The following is a 16676-nucleotide window of genomic DNA, read 5'->3' as shown; positions in this document are numbered from 1 at the left end:
GTGTTTCAGATGAAATCTCCTGACAGGAATGGTACGGTATGGTTATGAGTCTAATCCACAACGGAGGCGAAACACATGAAACGAACGATCCCCTTTCTTTTATCAGCGACGTTTGGTGTGACGTTACTTGCCGGATGTCAAGATCAGCCGACACCTGAAGAACGTCTTGATGCCTACATCAAACTTTGGGAAAAACAAGATTACGATAAGATGTATACGTACGCGAGTACGGCTACTAAAAAGGAATACGGAAAAAAAGAATTCATCGACCGGACAAAACAGTTGTCGAAATCGCTTGATATCAAAAAGTTATCCGTCGAACGGAAGAAAGCGAAGGAAGCAACGGATGACGAAAAAGCGTCCCTTCCCGTACGAATCTCCTTTGATACGGTTGCAGGAGCCGTTGCTTATGATAAACAAGTCCCGTTAACATTCGAGAAACAAGGAGAAACAGAAAACTGGTTCATTGACTGGGACTCTTCGTTTGTTCTAAAAGACTTTAAGAAAGAAGACAAGGTTCAGTTAGAAACCGTAGAAGGCAAACGTGGTGATTTACTCGACGCGAACGATAAACCGCTCGCGACCTCCGGTAAAGGGTATGCTGTCGGAGCAACTGCAGGACAACTTAAAGATGTCGACCAAGTTGCCGAGTTGCTCGACCGCCCGACCTCATCGGTCGAAGATTCCTTAAAAGCAAGTTGGGTTAAGGACGGACAATTCGTTCCGCTCAAAACACTGACCGATAAAACAACGGTATCGAAATTGCGTGATATTCCAGGTATCAGCGTCAAAGAGACGGAAGTCCGAACATATCCACTCGGGAAGGCCGCTTCACACTTGATCGGTTATATCGGTTCGGCGACAGCAGACGAGATTAAAGAATCGAAAAATAAAATCCAAGCTGGCGAACAGGTCGGGAAACGGGGTCTCGAACAAGTTCTTGATGATCGCTTACGTGGTGAAGCCGGAGCTTCGATCATTCTACAAAAGAAAGACGGATCAAGCGTTACTGTCGCTGAAACGAAACCGGCGGATGGTGAGGATATCCCGTTGACGATTGATGCTACGCTCCAGAAAAAGACGTATGACACGATGAAAGAGGATCCAGGAACGGCATCGGCAATCGATCCGCGGACTGGTGAGACACGTGTCTTACTCAGCTCCCCTGGCTTTGATCCTTCTGAATTCATGTCAGGGATCTCGCAAGCGCGACTCGATGAATTGACGCAGGATCCGGATCAACCATTGTTGAACCGATTCACGAGTGCTTTCGCACCCGGTTCGACCCAAAAACCCCTAACGGCCGCGGTTGGTTTAAAGAGTGGAACACTCGACCCGGAAAAAGCCTATACAATCAATGGACTGAAAAATAAGATCGATGGTTTTAACGTCACGCGGATTCACGAGACGCCAGCACCCGTTAATCTGCACAATGCGCTCGTTTATTCAGACAACATCTATTTCGCCCGCTCAACACTCGAACAGGTCGGAACGAAGGCGTTCACGTCTGGACTTGAAGCACTCGGATACGGAGAGAAACTACCGTTTGCGTATCCGTTACGCGCTTCTCAAATCTCAAACGACGGGACAATCTCTTCAGATGGACAGCTGATGGATACGTCCTACGGACAAGGACAGATGCTGACGAACATTCTCCATCTAGCGTCGATGTATGAAATTTTCCTGACAGATGGAACAATCTATCGCCCGACCCTTTTACAAGAGGAAAAAACGAAGCAAGTCTTCAAAAAGGATCTGCTGGATGCGAAAGACGCGAAGATGATCCGTGATGATCTCTATGACGTTGTCCATAACGGCTACACGCTCCCGGCCGATATCAAGGAAGTCGATGTTGCCGGTAAGACCGGTACGGCAGAATTGAAAAAGGCAGGCGAAACCGATGGAAAAGAGAATGGCTTCTTCGTCGGTTACGACAACGACAAAAAAGATCTTCTTGTTGCCATCATGATTGAATCGGTCGAAAAAGAAGATCGTGGTAGTCCGTATGTATCGGGTCTTGTTGCCGAAGTACTCAAACAAAATCGATGATTGGAGTGATTGCTTGATGATCCGCACGAGCCGTACTTCAGACCTCCCTGCCCTGCTTGCACTGACGGCAGAGACCTTCTTGCACCATCAACGATTATCGCCTCACTTTCATCCAGATGTAACGACACCATATACGCTGGAGTCTTTAAGTCAGATGGTGGAAGCAGAACAACAACTCTGTCTGACGGCGCTTGACGGAGAAACACTCGTTGGTTACTTGTTCGGCAAGTGGACTGCGCCAGCATCCGATCGATTTACACCAGTCCGGATCTTGAACATCACTGACGTCGGTGTCACCTCATCCCATCGTTCATTCGGAATTGGTCGCCAGTTAATGCAGGCTGCAGAAGAACTCGCACTCGAGCGAAAGGTCGATGCTGTTCGCTTAAACGTCTGGGCGGTCAACGATCGTGCCGCCACGTTTTATGAGGAACTCGGATTCGAACCACTGTATACGAACTTGCAGAAGTCGCTCGTTCAACAGTGACATCTATACGAAAAAGAAGCTGACTCAAAAAAAGAATGACGCGTCTTTTCACGCCCTTTCCTCAGGCGAGACACAAGCCAGCTTCCCTGCTTCATTTAAGCAGGAAAGCGGGTCTTGTTCGTCTCTAACAGCGCATAAATGCGCCTGTTCCTGTAAGAGTGGTGTGTGACGCGTCATTCTTTTTGTTACGAGATAAGGGTGGCAGATCATCATTCTGCCACCCTTATCTTTGTAGAGACTGACTTTTGAGTCAGGTCCTTTTTATTAATGCGACGGCGTCGCCGCAAGACGTGCTGCCATCAACTGTTGAATTGTTTCTCGATCGTTCTGATGCAGTAAATCGACGATTTTACTGCCGACGATGACACCCGAGACTGGGCGGCTCAATTGTTTGACGTGTTCCGGTGTACTGATCCCGAACCCGGCAAGGACTGGTACTGGACTGTTTGCTGCGACGTTCGCTAAGTGGTCTTCAAGCGCCGTATCAAACGTCGTCTGTCCACCTGTCGTTCCGTTGACCGTGACCGCATAGAGGAATCCTTCACTTTTATCGGCAATCTTTTGAATCCGCTCCATCGGACTCGTCAAGGAGACGAGCTGGACGAGCGCGATGTCCGATTTGTCCTCTTGCTCGAAAAACTGTTCGCTCTGCTCAAGCGGCAAATCAGGAATAATCAGTCCATCGACCCCGACTTCGCGACATGTCGCTAGAAACGCCGTTAATCCGTAGCGGAAAATCGGATTTAAGTACGTCATCAAGACGACCGGAACATCGACGGTCTGACGAGCAACGCGAACTGCCTCGAGGACATCCTTCAGTCCAACGTTCGCTTCTAGTGCCCGAAGTCCCGCTTCTTGAATGACCGGACCATCAGCGACAGGATCCGAAAACGGGACACCGACTTCAATCGCTGTCGCTCCGGATTCAGCGAGAAACGACAGGATTTCCGGGAGTTGATCGATTCCTCCGTCTCCCCCCATGACGTACGGAATGAAAGCTTTCTCCCCTTTTCTCGTAACGGTACGAATGGCTGTTTCTAATCGCATCACGCTTCCCCCTTTAGTGCGTTTCTGACAGTGACGACGTCTTTGTCGCCCCGTCCTGATAAACAGATGACGAGAATTTCTTCCTTGTCCATCTCTGCAGCCAGTTGTGTCGCATAGGCAATCGCGTGTGCCGACTCAAGTGCCGGGATGATTCCCTCCTTGCGGCTCAACAGCTGAAGTGCTTCGAGTGCTTGTTCATCGGTCACCGCTTCATATTGGACGCGACCGATATCTTTTAGCAAGCTATGCTCCGGTCCAACACCCGGGTAATCGAGTCCAGCTGAGATCGAGTGCGCTTCTTGTACTTGACCGTGTGCATCCTGTAAGAGATACATCATCGAGCCATGCAAGACACCGACCTCTCCTTTTGTCATCGTCGCTGCGTGTTTCTCTGTGTCGATTCCACTGCCTGCTGCTTCAATGCCATACAATTTTACATCTGTATCATCGATGAAAGGATGGAACATCCCGATCGCGTTACTGCCACCGCCAACACAAGCGACGATCGCCTCTGGCAGACGCCCTTCTTTTTCGATGATTTGACGTCGTGTCTCTTTTCCGATGACTGCTTGGAAATCACGGACAAGTTGTGGGAATGGGTGTGGTCCGAGAACAGAACCCATCAAGTAATGCGTATCTTCGACATGTTTGACCCAGTAACGGAGTGCTTCATTGACGGCATCTTTGAGTGTCCGACTGCCTTGTGTGACCGGGATGACGGTTGCTCCAAGTAACTCCATCCGGAAGACGTTCAATTCTTGACGACGGACGTCCTCTTCTCCCATGAAGATGACACACTCGAGATCGAGTAAGGCACAGACCGTCGCAGTCGCGACACCGTGTTGTCCTGCCCCTGTCTCAGCAACGATTTTTCGTTTCCCCATCCGTTCAGCCAATAACGCTTGACCGATCGTATTGTTGATTTTATGGGCACCGGTATGGTTCAAGTCTTCTCGTTTCAAATAGATCTTTGCGCCACCGATCGTTTGCGTCAAATGTTCGGCAAAATAAAGTGGTGTTTCACGTCCGACGTATTCTTTCAATAACTCGTCCATTCGCGCTTGAAACGCTGGATCTTCTTTTACCGTTGCGTAAGCTTCTTCGAGTTCGATCACCGCGTGCATCAATGTTTCCGGGATGTAGCGTCCTCCGTATTTACCGTATTGTCCTAGTGTATCCGGTTGTGCGTAGCTCATGCTTCTCTCTCCTTTACGGCATCTGCGAATGCCTGCATTTTGATGGGATCTTTCCGTCCATCCGTCTCGATGCCACTTGAGACATCGACCGCGAACGGGTGATATCGTTTGATTGCTTCTCCGACGTTTCCTGCTGTCAAGCCACCGGCAATGAACAGTGGTCGATCGGCTTGAATGTCTCGTGACCAGTCGAATGTCTCGCCACTTCCAGCAACCGGTGCGTCAACGAGCAAATAATCCGTCTGTTGCTCTACTTGTCCGATGTCCGTCACCGGAATCGCTTGAATGACGGGAACTGGTATCTCTCCGTCCGGAATGACACCATGAATTTGGACGAGATCTAGCGCGACTTGTTCGACCGCGTCGGTCACCTGCTGGTAAGTCGGGGAGACGAAGACACCGACGACTTGGACCGTTTTTGGAATGTCGCGTCTGAGACGAGCCGCCTCTTCCAGCGTGACCTGTCGTTTACTTTTAGCAAAGATAAAGCCGATGTAGTCCGCTAAGCGAACTGCCGCTTCGACATGTTCTCTTTCCCGGAGACCACAGAACTTAATCCGTGTCATACGCGAACGCCACTCACTTCTCGGATGAAGACTTGCGGATCGTCTGCCCGCATCAACGTCTCGCCGACGAGGATCCCGTCTGCACCGGCAGCGTGTAATCGCTGTGCTTCCTCGACCGTCTTGATGCCACTCTCACTGATATACCGGACGTCCGATTGTTTTTGTTCGAGTAATCCGACCGATGTCTGTAAATCAACTTCGAACTTTTTCAAGTTCCGGTTGTTGATGCCAATGATTTGCGCACCAATCGCCTCTGCTCGGCGTAACTCCTCTTCGTCATGGACTTCGACCAAGACCTCAAGTCCTTCTGCGTAAGCATACGCATACAAGTCAGCAAGCGTCTCCTGCTCGAGAGCGGCGACGATTAAGAGAATCAACCGTGCCCCATGTGCTTTTGCCCGGTCGATTTGAATCCGATCAATCATGAAATCCTTACAAAGCACCGGGATATCGACTGCTGCAGCGACTGCCGCTAAATCGTCCATCGACCCTTTGAAGTACGTCTCGTCCGTCAAGACGGAGATGACGGTCGCCCCACTCGCTTCATATTGTTTTGCCTGAGCGACGACATCGACGTCGAGTGCGATTGCCCCTTTTGATGGCGACGCTCGTTTGATTTCCGCGATGACGGATAAATCCGCTCCCGCTAGTCGTTGCTTAATCGACGGCTTCAATGCCTCCCGACTGATCCGTTCGACCCCGTTTAATTTTAATTGCAGGACTTCTGCTCGTTTCGTTTCGATGATGCGATCTAAGATATTCATCCGATTGCTTCCTCCCGTGTCATTTGTCGTAATTGGTTCAATCGTTCCATCGCCCGTCCTGAGTCGATGCTATCTGCTGCTAAGGCGATTCCTTCTTCGATCGTCTTCGCCCGATTTGCTGCAAAGAGAGCAATTCCGGCATTGAGTAGAACCGTGTCGCGATAAGCACCATGCTCTCCACCAAGAACACGGAGTAAAATCGCCGCATTCTCTTGTGCACTACCTCCGCGAATTGCTTCAAGCGGTGCGGTCTTCAGTCCGACTTCCTCCGGGTGAAGACTGAAGCGGATCAGCTCGCCTTCGTCGAGTAAGACGAGTTGGTTCGTTCCGGCAAGGGATGCTTCATCCATTCCATTCGCACCGTGTAAGACGATTGCCCGCTTCCGTCCGAGTCGATGCAATGTCAACGCCATCGTCTCAAGCATATCCTCCCGGTAAATTCCTAATAGTTGTGTCTTGAGCGGGACCGGATTCGTCAACGGCCCGATCAAGTTAAAGATCGTTGGAATCCGCAGATCGCGTCGGACCTTCATGATTTGCTTGACGCGTGGGTGCATCCGTTGCGCAAACAAGAAGGCGATTCCGTTCGACTCGAGCTGTTCTGCTAAACGTTCCGGTGTCGCATCGAGCGAAACCCCGAGTGCTTCGAGCACATCAGCACTGCCCGTTTTACTCGAGACACTCCGATTCCCGTGCTTCGCGACTTTCATGCCGGCACCTGCCAGAACGAAGGCGGCTGTCGTACTGATGTTGAACGATTGTGAGCCGTCGCCTCCCGTGCCGCAGTTATCCATGAAATCGCCGGTGACCGGAATATCGAGGGCGACCTCGCGCATGATCGAAGCGAGACCGGCTAATTCTTCTGCAGTCTCCCCTTTTGCTTTCAATGCGACGAGAAAAGCGGCAATTTCGCTATCGGTCACGTCTTCCGCAAACAGTTCGCGTGCTGCCTGTTGCATCTCTTCGTATCGTAAATGTTTCGCTTCTGCTAGTTTCAATAACGTCTCTTTCATCGTTCGTCACTCCTTTGTCAATTCAATGAATCGTTTAATCATCTGCTGTCCTTGTGGTGTTCCGACGGATTCAGGATGGAACTGGATTCCGAACGTCGGATCTGTCTTGTGCTCGAGTGCCATGATCGTCCGGTCCTCAGTTTCTGCCGTGATGACGAGTTCCGTTGGTAAATCGTTTCGCGCGACGATCAGCGAATGATAGCGCATGACCTCTAACGTTTCCGTCATTTCGTCGAAGAGTTGTCCCGATTGTCGAATCATCGATGTCTTCCCGTGCATGATGACTGGTGCTTCGACGACGCGTCCTCCGAATGCTTCGCCGATTGCCTGATGTCCGAGACAGACACCGAGAATCGGTACTCGACCCGATAATTGACGAATGAGATCGATGCAGATGCCAGCGTCAGCCGGGCGACCGGGACCGGGTGAGAGGATGATGCCGTCTGGTTTCATCTCGCGTAGTTCTTCGATGCTGACCGCATCGTTTCGAATGACGTGAACGTCCGTATAAACGGATGCGTATTGGTATAGGTTATAGGTAAAGGAATCATAATTATCAATTAGGACGATCATTTCCAAACCTCCAGTAGTGATTTCGCTTTGTGTAACGTCTCCTGGTACTCGAGGCGTGGAATCGAGTCGTAGACGATGCCAGCACCTGCTTGAACAGAAGCGACACCATCTTTGATCACCATCGTCCGGATCGCGAGGGCAAAATCCATATTCCCTCGAACATCGAAATAGCCGACCGCCCCGGCATATACTTCTCGTTTCACCTGTTCGTACTGGTCGATCAACTGCATCGCTCGGATTTTCGGAGCTCCCGTGACCGTCCCAGCCGGTAGACAAGAGACGAGTGCGTCTGCGCCGGTCTTTCCGTCTGCTAGCGTACCTTCAACGACCGAGACGAGATGCATAACGTTCTTGAATCGTTCGATTTGCATGAATCGCGTCACCTCGACGGTACCAATCTGACAAATCCGACCGAGGTCGTTGCGTCCAAGATCGACGAGCATCCGGTGCTCGGCCCGTTCTTTCTCATCGTGAAGTAACTCCTCTGCCAGTCGTTCGTCCTCCTCTTTCGTCTTCCCCCGACGGCGTGTACCGGCAATCGGATTCGTCGTCACTCGATTCCCTTTGACTTGGACCAAACTTTCCGGGGAGGCCCCGAGTACGATCGCTTCGCCTAAGTCGATATAGAAGAGATAAGGGCTTGGATTGTCCTTACGAAGCTTCCGGTAAAACTGGAACGGGTCACCTGAGAACGTCGCATCAAGTCGTTGCGAGAGAACCAGTTGGAAGACGTCGCCTTGACGGATATGTCTCTTTGCTTGTTCAACGAGTCCTTCAAACGTCTCTTGATCCATTAACGGTTCATAGACGACATCCCGGAGTGGACGCTCGATGTCCGTTCGCTCCCGTGGTTGCTCAAGTTGCGCTTTCCGTTCTGCTAGACGTTGACGTAATTCATCACGATCGGTGATGCCACCGAGCGACGTCTGAATTAAATGAACGCGATGTTCGAGATGATCGAACAGGATGATTTGGTCGTATACGGCGAGTAACGCGTCTGGTAATTGTCGCGTTCGCTCAGGAACCGCTCCGAGCGTCTCATAGGCGCGCATCATGTCGTAACCGACATATCCGATCCCACCCGCTAAAAACGGAAGTTCTTCTTCGACGCCACCCCGAAGGATCATCTGTTGCATCAGTCGTACTGGATCACCCGTTTCCTGCGTCAATTGACCTGTCGTCAACTGTTCCCGTGTCACGGTCCGTCCCTCTGCCCGAATCATCTCCACCGGATCGACACCGATGATCGAATACCGTCCTTGATCCGTATGCGCAGAACTTTCAAGTAAACATTTCTGTGTTCCGCTCAGTTGTTGGAAAATCATGATCGGCGTCATCTCGTCGCCGTTTAGTTCAAGTTGTTCGATGATAAGTGTGTCTGTCTGAACCATCCTTGTTCGCCTCCTGGAATATAAAAAAAGTCCCCCATACAGCGTATGCTGCATGGAGGACGATTATCTCGCGGTGCCACCTCTCGATTGGAACGGTTTGACCGTTCCCACTTTGTCTGATGCGTCTTAATAAGAGACATCATAGCCTACGATAACGGGGGCATCCGTCGCGACCTACTTCTTCGTTCAGCCACGCTCTCATGAGACCATTCACGAAACCTCGCCGTACGGAAGTCACACCATTCTCCCGCTCTCTGAAACGCCGATGTTGTCTCGCTACTTAACTCACTCTACGATTTGTTTGATTCGATTGTATACGAAAAGGGTCTTCTCGCCCATTCATGTAGAACATGAAGGACGGGAAGACCCGCGGTACCACCTTCGTTGACGATGCTGACACCGTCCCCTTTGAAACGAACCGGACCGTTGTCCTGATTCGTCGACCCCGATAACGGGAGGAACCCGTCAGAGCCTACTACCCATTGAAGGGATTCGGTCTGAAGCTCAGAAGGCCATTCGCTTGTTGCCCGATACTGATTCGCACCATCCATCAGCTCTCTTGAATCGTTTCACAAGTTACTTCTCTTCGTCTTTGCTATCGTGTGTTGAATTGATTCTTATATTACGATGCTTCTTCTTCCCTGTCAACTGGAAAAACTCAATATAGGGAAAGTTGGTTCGGATCAATCGATTCGAGCGCTTGTTTGACGGTTTGCAGGAACTGTCCGGCAACGAGTCCATCGAGTACCCGGTGGTCGATCGACATACAGAGGTTGACCATGTCGCGTGCTGCGAACATACCGTTCACCCAAACCGGACGTTTGACGATCGATTCAACGGATAGAATTGCCGCTTGCGGGAAGTTGAGGATCGGTGCCGATTGAATCGAACCGAACGATCCTGTGTTGTTGACAGTAAACGTACCGCCCTGCATCTCAGCAGACGACAACGTACCTGCTTGTGCGCGTTTCCCGAAGTCATCGATCGCGCGTGCGATACCTTTGATGCTTAGTTCATCCGCATTCTTGACGACCGGTACGAACAGAGCGTCCTGCGTCGCGACAGCAAGTGATAGGTTGATCGCTTTCTTTTGAATGATCTTATCTCCCGCCCATGTCGAGTTCATGATCGGATGTTTCTTCAATCCTTTGACCGTCGCCTTCATGAAGAACGGCAAGAACGTCAATTTGACCCCTTCTTGTTTGAAGAACGCATCTTTATGACGATTACGTGCTTCGACCAAGTTCGTGACATCGACTTCGATCATCAACCAGGCATGTGGCGCTTCGTGTTTCGCACGTACCATGTTCGAAGCGATCGCTTGACGCACACCGGCAGTCGGAATCTCGATGTCGCCCGTTTCCGTCGGTTGTGGTGCACTGACCGGACGTTTTGGTGCAGGTGGTGCTTCTGCCGGAGGCGCTACCGGAGCCGCTTGCGCTTCCGGTTTTGGTTCAGTTGCTTGTGGTGTCGGGATCGATCCAGACTCGATCAGTTTCAAGAGGTCTTTCCGTGTAATCCGTCCGCCAGCTCCAGTACCCGTCACTTGTTCGAGATCAATGCCGTGTTCTCCCGATAGTTTCAAGACAGCTGGTGAATAGCGTTTTTTCATCGATGTATCAGACGACGTCGTTTCTTCGACAGCCGGTACTTCTTGTTCGGTCGCAGCGACTTCCGTTGACCCACCACTGACTTGCATCGTGACAATCGCGTCACCGACTTGCAACGTATCCCCTTCTTCTGCAAGCAGTTTTTCAATCACACCATCAAATGAAGATGGGACTTCTGCCGTTACCTTATCGGTAATGACTTCTGCAATCGGATCATATTTTTTGACAGTATCGCCCGGTTTGACAAGCCACATCGAAATCGTTCCTTCAGTAACACTTTCCCCGAGTTGTGGCATCGTAAGTGTTTCAGTCTTCATCGGTCAGTTCCCCCTTAGTATGCGTGTAACGTCCGGATTTTATCTTCAATTTTCTCGCTTGAGATGTTGAAGAACTTCTCCATCGTCGGAGCGTATGGCATCGCTGGGACGTCTGGACCACAGAGTCGTTCGATTGGTGCATCGAGATCGAACAATGCTTCTTCTGCAATGATCGCCGACACTTCACTCATGACGCTACCTTCTTTATTGTCTTCTGTGACGAGCAAGACTTTCCCCGTCTTTTTCGCTGCTTCGACGACTGCTTCGCGGTCGATTGGATACACCGTCCGCAAGTCAAGGATGTGGACATCGATTCCGTCTTTTTCAAGGCGTGTTGCTGCCTCAAGTGCCATATGAACACATAGCCCATAAGTGATGATCGTCACGTCTTCGCCCTCACGCTTGACGTCTGCTTTACCGATTTCGACCGTATAGTCGCCTTCAGGAACATCCCCTTTTAACAGACGATAGCCTCGTTTGTGCTCAAAGAACAAGACCGGATCATTCGAACGAATCGCTGCCTTTAGCAATCCTTTTGCGTCATATGGATTCGATGGGATGACAATTTTCAGACCAGGCGTCGAGTTGAACATCGCTTCGACCGACTGAGAATGATAAAGTGCCCCGTGAATACCGCCGCCGAACGGTGCGCGGATGACGATCGGACACGTCCAGTCATTGTTCGAACGGTACCGAATCTTCGCTGCTTCACTGACGATTTGGTTGACCGCTGGCATGATGAAGTCAGCGAATTGCATTTCAGCAATCGGACGCATGCCGTACATCGCAGCTCCAATTCCGACACCGGCAATCGCACTCTCAGCGAGTGGTGCATCGATGACACGTTCTTCTCCGAATTGTTCGAGCAATCCTTGTGTCGCCCGGAAAACACCACCACGGACACCGACGTCTTCGCCGAGGATGAAGACGGACTCGTCGCGTTCCATCTCTTCTTTGATTGCACTATTGATTGCTTCGATTAAACTTAACGTCGTCATTTCGTTTCCTCCTCGTCGTACACGTAACGTAATGCATTTTCTGGCGCATCGTAAGCTGCTGCTTCCGCATAAGCTGTTGCTTCATCGACTTCTTTTTCCATCGCTTGTTCGATTTCAGTCGCTGACTCTTCCGTCAGGACGCCCATTTCGATCAGACGCGCCCGGAAGAGTTTGATACCGTCACGTGCTTTTAAGGCATCGAGTTCTTCAGCAGAACGGTATGATTTATCGTCATCATCCGATGAGTGTGGCACGAGACGTTCGACTTCAACTTCAATCAAGGTCGGACCTTCTCCCCGTAATCCGCGCTCGCGTGCTTCCTTGACGACCTTATAGACAGCGAGTGGATCGATGCCGTCCACCGTATAACCAGGCATTCCGTAGCCGATCGCACGATCAGCGACGTGTTTCGCCGACAACTGTTTCGAGAGAGGTGTCGAGATTGCGTATTTATTGTTTTCACAGAACAAGATGACCGGGAGCTTATGAATTCCGGCGAAGTTCGCCCCTTCATGGAAGTCTCCTTGGTTTGAAGAGCCCTCTCCGAACGAGACGTAAGCAACGAGTGGTTCCTTACGCATCTTCGCAGCAAGTGCGATCCCGACAGCATGTGGGACTTGTGTCGTAACCGGACTTGAACCCGTGACGATGTTCAAAGCACGTGAACCGTAGTGTCCTGGCATTTGACGACCACCTGAGTTCGGATCTTCTGCCTTTGCGAATGCCGACAGCATAATATCGCGTGACGTTTGACCGAAGTGCAAGACGACGCCTAAATCACGGTAATACGGCAAAATGTAGTCCGTTCCTTTTTCAAGGGCGAACGCTGCACCAACTTGAGCCGCTTCTTGTCCTTGACATGAGACGAGGAAGGGAATTTTACCCGCTCGGTTCAACTTCCACATCCGTTCGTCGATCTTCCGCGCACGGACCATCGTTTCGAACATCTGAATCGCGTCCTGTTCCGTTAATCCGAGTTCTACTAATTCTTTGAATTCTATTTTTTCCATCCGTAATTCCTCCTTAGGCGTGAACCGCAAGTCCGTCGACGGCAAGTGCTGCTTCTCCGAATGCTTCTGACAAGGCCGGGTGCGGATGCACGAGCTGTCCGACTTCCCATGCCGTTGCATTGAGTACGAGCGCTAATCCACCTTCACTGATCAGTTCCGTTGCTTTTGGTCCGACGATGTGAACGCCGACGAGATCATCTGTCTTCGCATCCGAGACGAGCTTGATGAAGCCTGCCGCCTCTCCTTCGATCCGCGCTTTCCCTAATCCATTGAACGAGAAGCTCCCTACCTTGACGTCCATTCCGGCACGTTTTGCTTCGTCTTCCGTTAAACCGACCGATGCCGCTTCCGGTACGCTGTAGATACAACGTGGTACGAACGCATATTCAAGTGGTGTCGTCGTTCCGTTTACGATCGCCTCGACCGCTTTGACACCTTCTGCTGACGCAACGTGCGCCAGTTGTAAGCGACCGATGACATCCCCGATCGCATAGATATGTTGATCCTTCGTCCGGAAATGGTCATCGACTTGGATGAAGCCATTTTCGACGACGATATTCGTGTTTTCAATCCCGATGCCTTCGACGTTCGCCATTCGACCGATGGCGACAAGCAATTTATCCGCTTCAAGCGTCGTTTGTTCTCCGTTACGGTCGATCGCGATCGAGACACCGTCTTCTGACATTCGGAACGTGTCACTTTGTGCAGCTGCGCCGGTATGAATCTTGACGCCCCGCTTTTTCAATTGACGGGCGACTTCACGACTGACTGCCGCATCTTCCGTCGGTAAAATCCGGTCGCTGAATTCGACGACCGTTACTGCGACGTCAAAATCTGTCAACATCGATGCCCATTCGACACCGATGACGCCGCCACCGATGATGACGATTGATTTTGGCAACTCTGCCATATCGAGTGCATCATCCGAACTGAGGACATACTCTGAATCAAAAGCAAGACCGTTTAATGGACGTGGACGCGACCCTGTCGCGACGATCAATTGACGCGGAAGGATCAACTCGCCTTCGCCTTCTTCCGGCTCAACGCTGATCGTTCCCGGCATCGGTGAAAAGATACTTGGTCCAAGAATCGAACCCCGACCATGAAAGACTTCAATCTTTCCTTTTTTCATCAGATGCTGAATGCCTGCCTCTAATCCATCTACGATCTCTTGTTTACGTTGTTTGACCTGTTCGAATCGTAAAAACGATTCCGGTACGTCCACGCCATATGTAGCAGCGTGTTTGACCGTCTGATAGACTGCTGCTGATTTCAAAAAGGCTTTAGATGGGATACAGCCACGATGTAAGCATGTCCCGCCTAATTTTCCTTGTTCCACGATTGCTACCGACTTCCCGGCTTGTGCCGCACGAATCGCGGCGACATATCCACCGGGTCCACCACCTAGGACAACGACGTCGAATTCTCTAGCCATGTTGGTTCGCCTCCATATTCCTTAACTTCTTCTTCCCCACGTAAGACACGCAACACTCCTTCTGCGAGCGCCTGCAACTCATCTTCACCAGGACTACGTACGACTTGACCGAGGTGGGCGATGCGTTCTTCGATCGCACGCGTCAATCGATCACTATAGGCAAGTCCGCCTGTTAGGATGATCGCGTCGATCTGACCGAACAAGACGGCACTTTGACCAGCGATCTCTTTTGCGATCCGGTACGCCATCGCGTCATATAACAATGCCGCTTTTTCATCGCCTTCTTCAATCCGGCGCTCGATCTCAATCGCGTCAAACGTTCCCAAGTGCGCGACAAGTCCGCCTGACCCAACGACCAGACGCTTCATCTCTTCAAGTTTATACTTGGTACTATAACATAGTTCTACTAGTTGACCAACAGGTAGCGATCCGCTGCGTTCCGGCGAAAACGGTCCTTCTCCATCGAGCCCATTGTTGACATCGATGACACGCCCCTCTTGGTGCGCACCGACCGTAATCCCGCCGCCCATGTGTGCGATGATCAGGCGCAGTTCCTCATAGGGACGCCCGATTTCCTTCGCATATCGTTTCGCGACAGCTTTTTGATTCAAGGCATGGAAAATACTCTTTCGTTCAAGTTCAGGTAAGCCTGTAATCCGCGCAATTGGCTCGAGTTCGTCAACGACGACTGGATCAACGATGAACGAAGGGATGTCGAGTGTCCGAGCAATCTCATCCGCGAGGAGTCCACCGAGGTTCGAGGCATGGACGCCAAAAATACCGCTGAGTAAGTCTTCTCGCATTTCCCGGTTAACGGCGTACGTACCGCTGACGAGCGGTCGGAGCAACCCACCGCGTCCTACGATTGCAGTAAGCGCTTTCAAATCAATCTGTTCTTCAGCTAACACTTCGAGTAACACATGACGACGCATCTCCAGCTGCGCTGGAAGCGGTCCTCCGACCGCCTCCGCTGGATGGCGTAACGTCTTCGTGAACACCTGATTCGTCCCTTCGAAGATACCAATCTTCGTCGACGTCGAACCGGGATTGATCGTTAAAATACGTTCGCTCATGGATATCCTCCTCTGATCAGCCGCGTGATCCTAGAATGTTTTTATCACGACGCAGGAACTGGCTGCGGGCACTACGCATCGTAGCAATGCGCTCTTCTGCCATTTTCTCAGCCGCACGGTATGTCGGTAAATGATCGCGTTTTGCGATTTCGAACACTTTCGTGACCGCATCATAGACAAGTTCAACTTTTTTCATAGCACGATCACGGTTGTATCCGTCGAGTTCATCGGCAACGTTGATGACACCACCGGCATTGATGACGAAGTCTGGTACGTATAAAATATCGCGTTCTTCAAGCATGTCACCGTGACGATCTTCTTTGAGTTGGTTATTTGCCGCACCAGCGATGATCTTGACTTTCAATTGGGGAATCGTCTCGTCGTTTAATGTCGCACCGAGGGCACATGGCGCAAAGATATCCGCTTCGACACTGTAGATGTCTTCTGGTGCGACGATCAAGGCACCGAATGCTTCTTCTGCACGTTGAAGTGCTTCTTGGTTGATGTCCGTGACGATCAGTTTCGCCCCTTCTTCATGTAAATGACGGCATAGATTGAAGGCAACGTTACCGACACCTTGGATCGCAATCGTTTTTCCACCAAGTGAATCTGTTCCGTACACTTCTTTTGCCGCTGCTTTCATCCCACGATAGACACCGTATGCCGTAACCGGTGATGGGTTACCACTTGATCCGAATGCTGGGCTGACACCAGTAACGAAATCTGTCTCCATGTGGATGTAATCCATGTCTGCAACTGTCGTATTGACATCTTCTGCTGTGATGTAACGACCGTTCAGTGACTGGACGTAACGTCCGAATGCCCGGAAGAGTGCTTCTGACTTTTGTGTCTTCGCATCGCCGATGATGACCGCTTTACCACCACCAAGGTTTAATCCAGCGGCTGCGTTCTTATATGTCATCCCTTTTGATAAACGAAGCGCATCAATCAATGCCTCTTCGTCTGATGCATAGTTCCACATGCGAAGTCCACCGAGTGCCGGTCCGAGTGTCGTGTCATGAATCGCGATGATTGCTTTTAGTCCTGATACTTTATCGTGGCAAAAAACGACTTGTTCGTAATCTTCCATCTCCATTGTTTCAAAGATGCTGAAGCGTGATTCTATGTTTGTTTCGACCATTTTAAG

The 16676-nt window shown here is 50.8% G+C and carries 15 protein-coding genes and 2 other annotated features; of the genes, 2 read left to right on the top strand and 13 right to left on the bottom strand.

Annotated features, from left to right (window positions below; all coding sequences use genetic code 11):
• Window positions 1-75: 75 nt before the first annotated feature.
• Together KNQ09_RS01410 and KNQ09_RS01405 are read left to right on the top strand one after the other, a co-directional pair.
• The gene (locus KNQ09_RS01410) at window positions 76-2049 is read left to right on the top strand and encodes a penicillin-binding transpeptidase domain-containing protein (RefSeq protein WP_214857119.1); all 1974 of its coding nucleotides are present in this window, start codon (window positions 76-78) and stop codon (window positions 2047-2049) included.
• The gene (locus KNQ09_RS01405) at window positions 2006-2536 is read left to right on the top strand and encodes a GNAT family N-acetyltransferase (RefSeq protein ID WP_214857117.1); all 531 of its coding nucleotides are present in this window, start codon (window positions 2006-2008) and stop codon (window positions 2534-2536) included. The genes KNQ09_RS01410 and KNQ09_RS01405 overlap by 44 nt, the downstream gene beginning before the upstream one ends.
• A 264-nt stretch (window positions 2537-2800) precedes the next feature.
• On the opposite strand, the gene trpA is transcribed toward KNQ09_RS01405, so the two are convergent.
• From trpA to KNQ09_RS01340, 13 genes are all read right to left on the bottom strand, one after another.
• On the bottom strand, window positions 2801-3583 hold the full coding sequence (trpA, locus tag KNQ09_RS01400; protein ID WP_214857115.1) for a tryptophan synthase subunit alpha: 783 nt from the start codon (window positions 3581-3583) through the stop codon (window positions 2801-2803).
• Window positions 3583-4779, bottom strand: a complete 1197-nt coding sequence (gene trpB, locus KNQ09_RS01395) for a tryptophan synthase subunit beta (protein ID WP_023467602.1) — start codon at window positions 4777-4779, stop codon at window positions 3583-3585. Before trpB ends, trpA begins: the two co-directional genes overlap by 1 nt.
• Window positions 4776-5345, bottom strand: a complete 570-nt coding sequence (locus tag KNQ09_RS01390) for a phosphoribosylanthranilate isomerase (RefSeq protein ID WP_149426979.1) — start codon at window positions 5343-5345, stop codon at window positions 4776-4778. The genes trpB and KNQ09_RS01390 overlap by 4 nt, the downstream gene beginning before the upstream one ends.
• Window positions 5342-6109, bottom strand: coding sequence for an indole-3-glycerol phosphate synthase TrpC (trpC, locus tag KNQ09_RS01385; RefSeq protein ID WP_214857113.1), 768 nt, complete (start codon window positions 6107-6109; stop codon window positions 5342-5344). Before trpC ends, KNQ09_RS01390 begins: the two co-directional genes overlap by 4 nt.
• Entirely contained in the window at window positions 6106-7122 is a 1017-nt protein-coding gene (gene trpD / locus KNQ09_RS01380) for an anthranilate phosphoribosyltransferase (RefSeq protein WP_035398277.1), read from the bottom strand. The genes trpC and trpD overlap by 4 nt, the downstream gene beginning before the upstream one ends.
• 6 nt (window positions 7123-7128) lie before the next feature.
• On the bottom strand, window positions 7129-7695 hold the full coding sequence (locus KNQ09_RS01375; protein ID WP_214857112.1) for an anthranilate synthase component II: 567 nt from the start codon (window positions 7693-7695) through the stop codon (window positions 7129-7131).
• Window positions 7692-9086, bottom strand: a complete 1395-nt coding sequence (gene trpE / locus KNQ09_RS01370; protein ID WP_214857109.1) for an anthranilate synthase component I — start codon at window positions 9084-9086, stop codon at window positions 7692-7694. The genes KNQ09_RS01375 and trpE overlap by 4 nt, the downstream gene beginning before the upstream one ends.
• Before the next feature lie 52 nt (window positions 9087-9138).
• Window positions 9139-9388 (bottom strand) — a binding site (T-box leader).
• A gap of 48 nt (window positions 9389-9436) precedes the next feature.
• Window positions 9437-9688: a binding site (T-box leader), on the bottom strand.
• A 56-nt stretch (window positions 9689-9744) separates the two neighbouring features.
• Window positions 9745-11013, bottom strand: coding sequence for a dihydrolipoamide acetyltransferase family protein (locus KNQ09_RS01365; RefSeq protein WP_214857107.1), 1269 nt, complete (start codon window positions 11011-11013; stop codon window positions 9745-9747).
• 14 nt (window positions 11014-11027) lie between these two features.
• Window positions 11028-12011, bottom strand: coding sequence for an alpha-ketoacid dehydrogenase subunit beta (locus tag KNQ09_RS01360; RefSeq protein ID WP_023467596.1), 984 nt, complete (start codon window positions 12009-12011; stop codon window positions 11028-11030).
• Window positions 12008-13021 carry a thiamine pyrophosphate-dependent dehydrogenase E1 component subunit alpha gene (locus KNQ09_RS01355; RefSeq protein ID WP_023467595.1) on the bottom strand — a complete coding sequence of 338 codons (1014 nt, stop codon included), beginning with the start codon at window positions 13019-13021 and terminating at the stop codon, window positions 12008-12010. The genes KNQ09_RS01360 and KNQ09_RS01355 overlap by 4 nt, the downstream gene beginning before the upstream one ends.
• Before the next feature lie 13 nt (window positions 13022-13034).
• Complete coding sequence (gene lpdA / locus KNQ09_RS01350) at window positions 13035-14456, bottom strand: dihydrolipoyl dehydrogenase (protein ID WP_058713637.1); 1422 nt, start codon at window positions 14454-14456, stop codon at window positions 13035-13037.
• A complete protein-coding gene (gene buk, locus KNQ09_RS01345; RefSeq protein ID WP_214857105.1) occupies window positions 14426-15529 on the bottom strand; it encodes a butyrate kinase in 1104 nt (367 codons plus the stop codon). Before buk ends, lpdA begins: the two co-directional genes overlap by 31 nt.
• A gap of 16 nt (window positions 15530-15545) precedes the next feature.
• The gene (locus KNQ09_RS01340; protein ID WP_214857103.1) at window positions 15546-16670 is read right to left on the bottom strand and encodes a Leu/Phe/Val dehydrogenase; all 1125 of its coding nucleotides are present in this window, start codon (window positions 16668-16670) and stop codon (window positions 15546-15548) included.
• Between the last annotated feature and the right edge of the window lie 6 nt (window positions 16671-16676).

The sequence above is a fragment of the Exiguobacterium sp. s191 genome (assembly GCF_018618955.1).
Lineage (GTDB): Bacteria > Bacillota > Bacilli > Exiguobacteriales > Exiguobacteriaceae > Exiguobacterium_A > Exiguobacterium_A abrahamii.
This window is presented reverse-complemented; position numbering and strand designations above follow the sequence as displayed.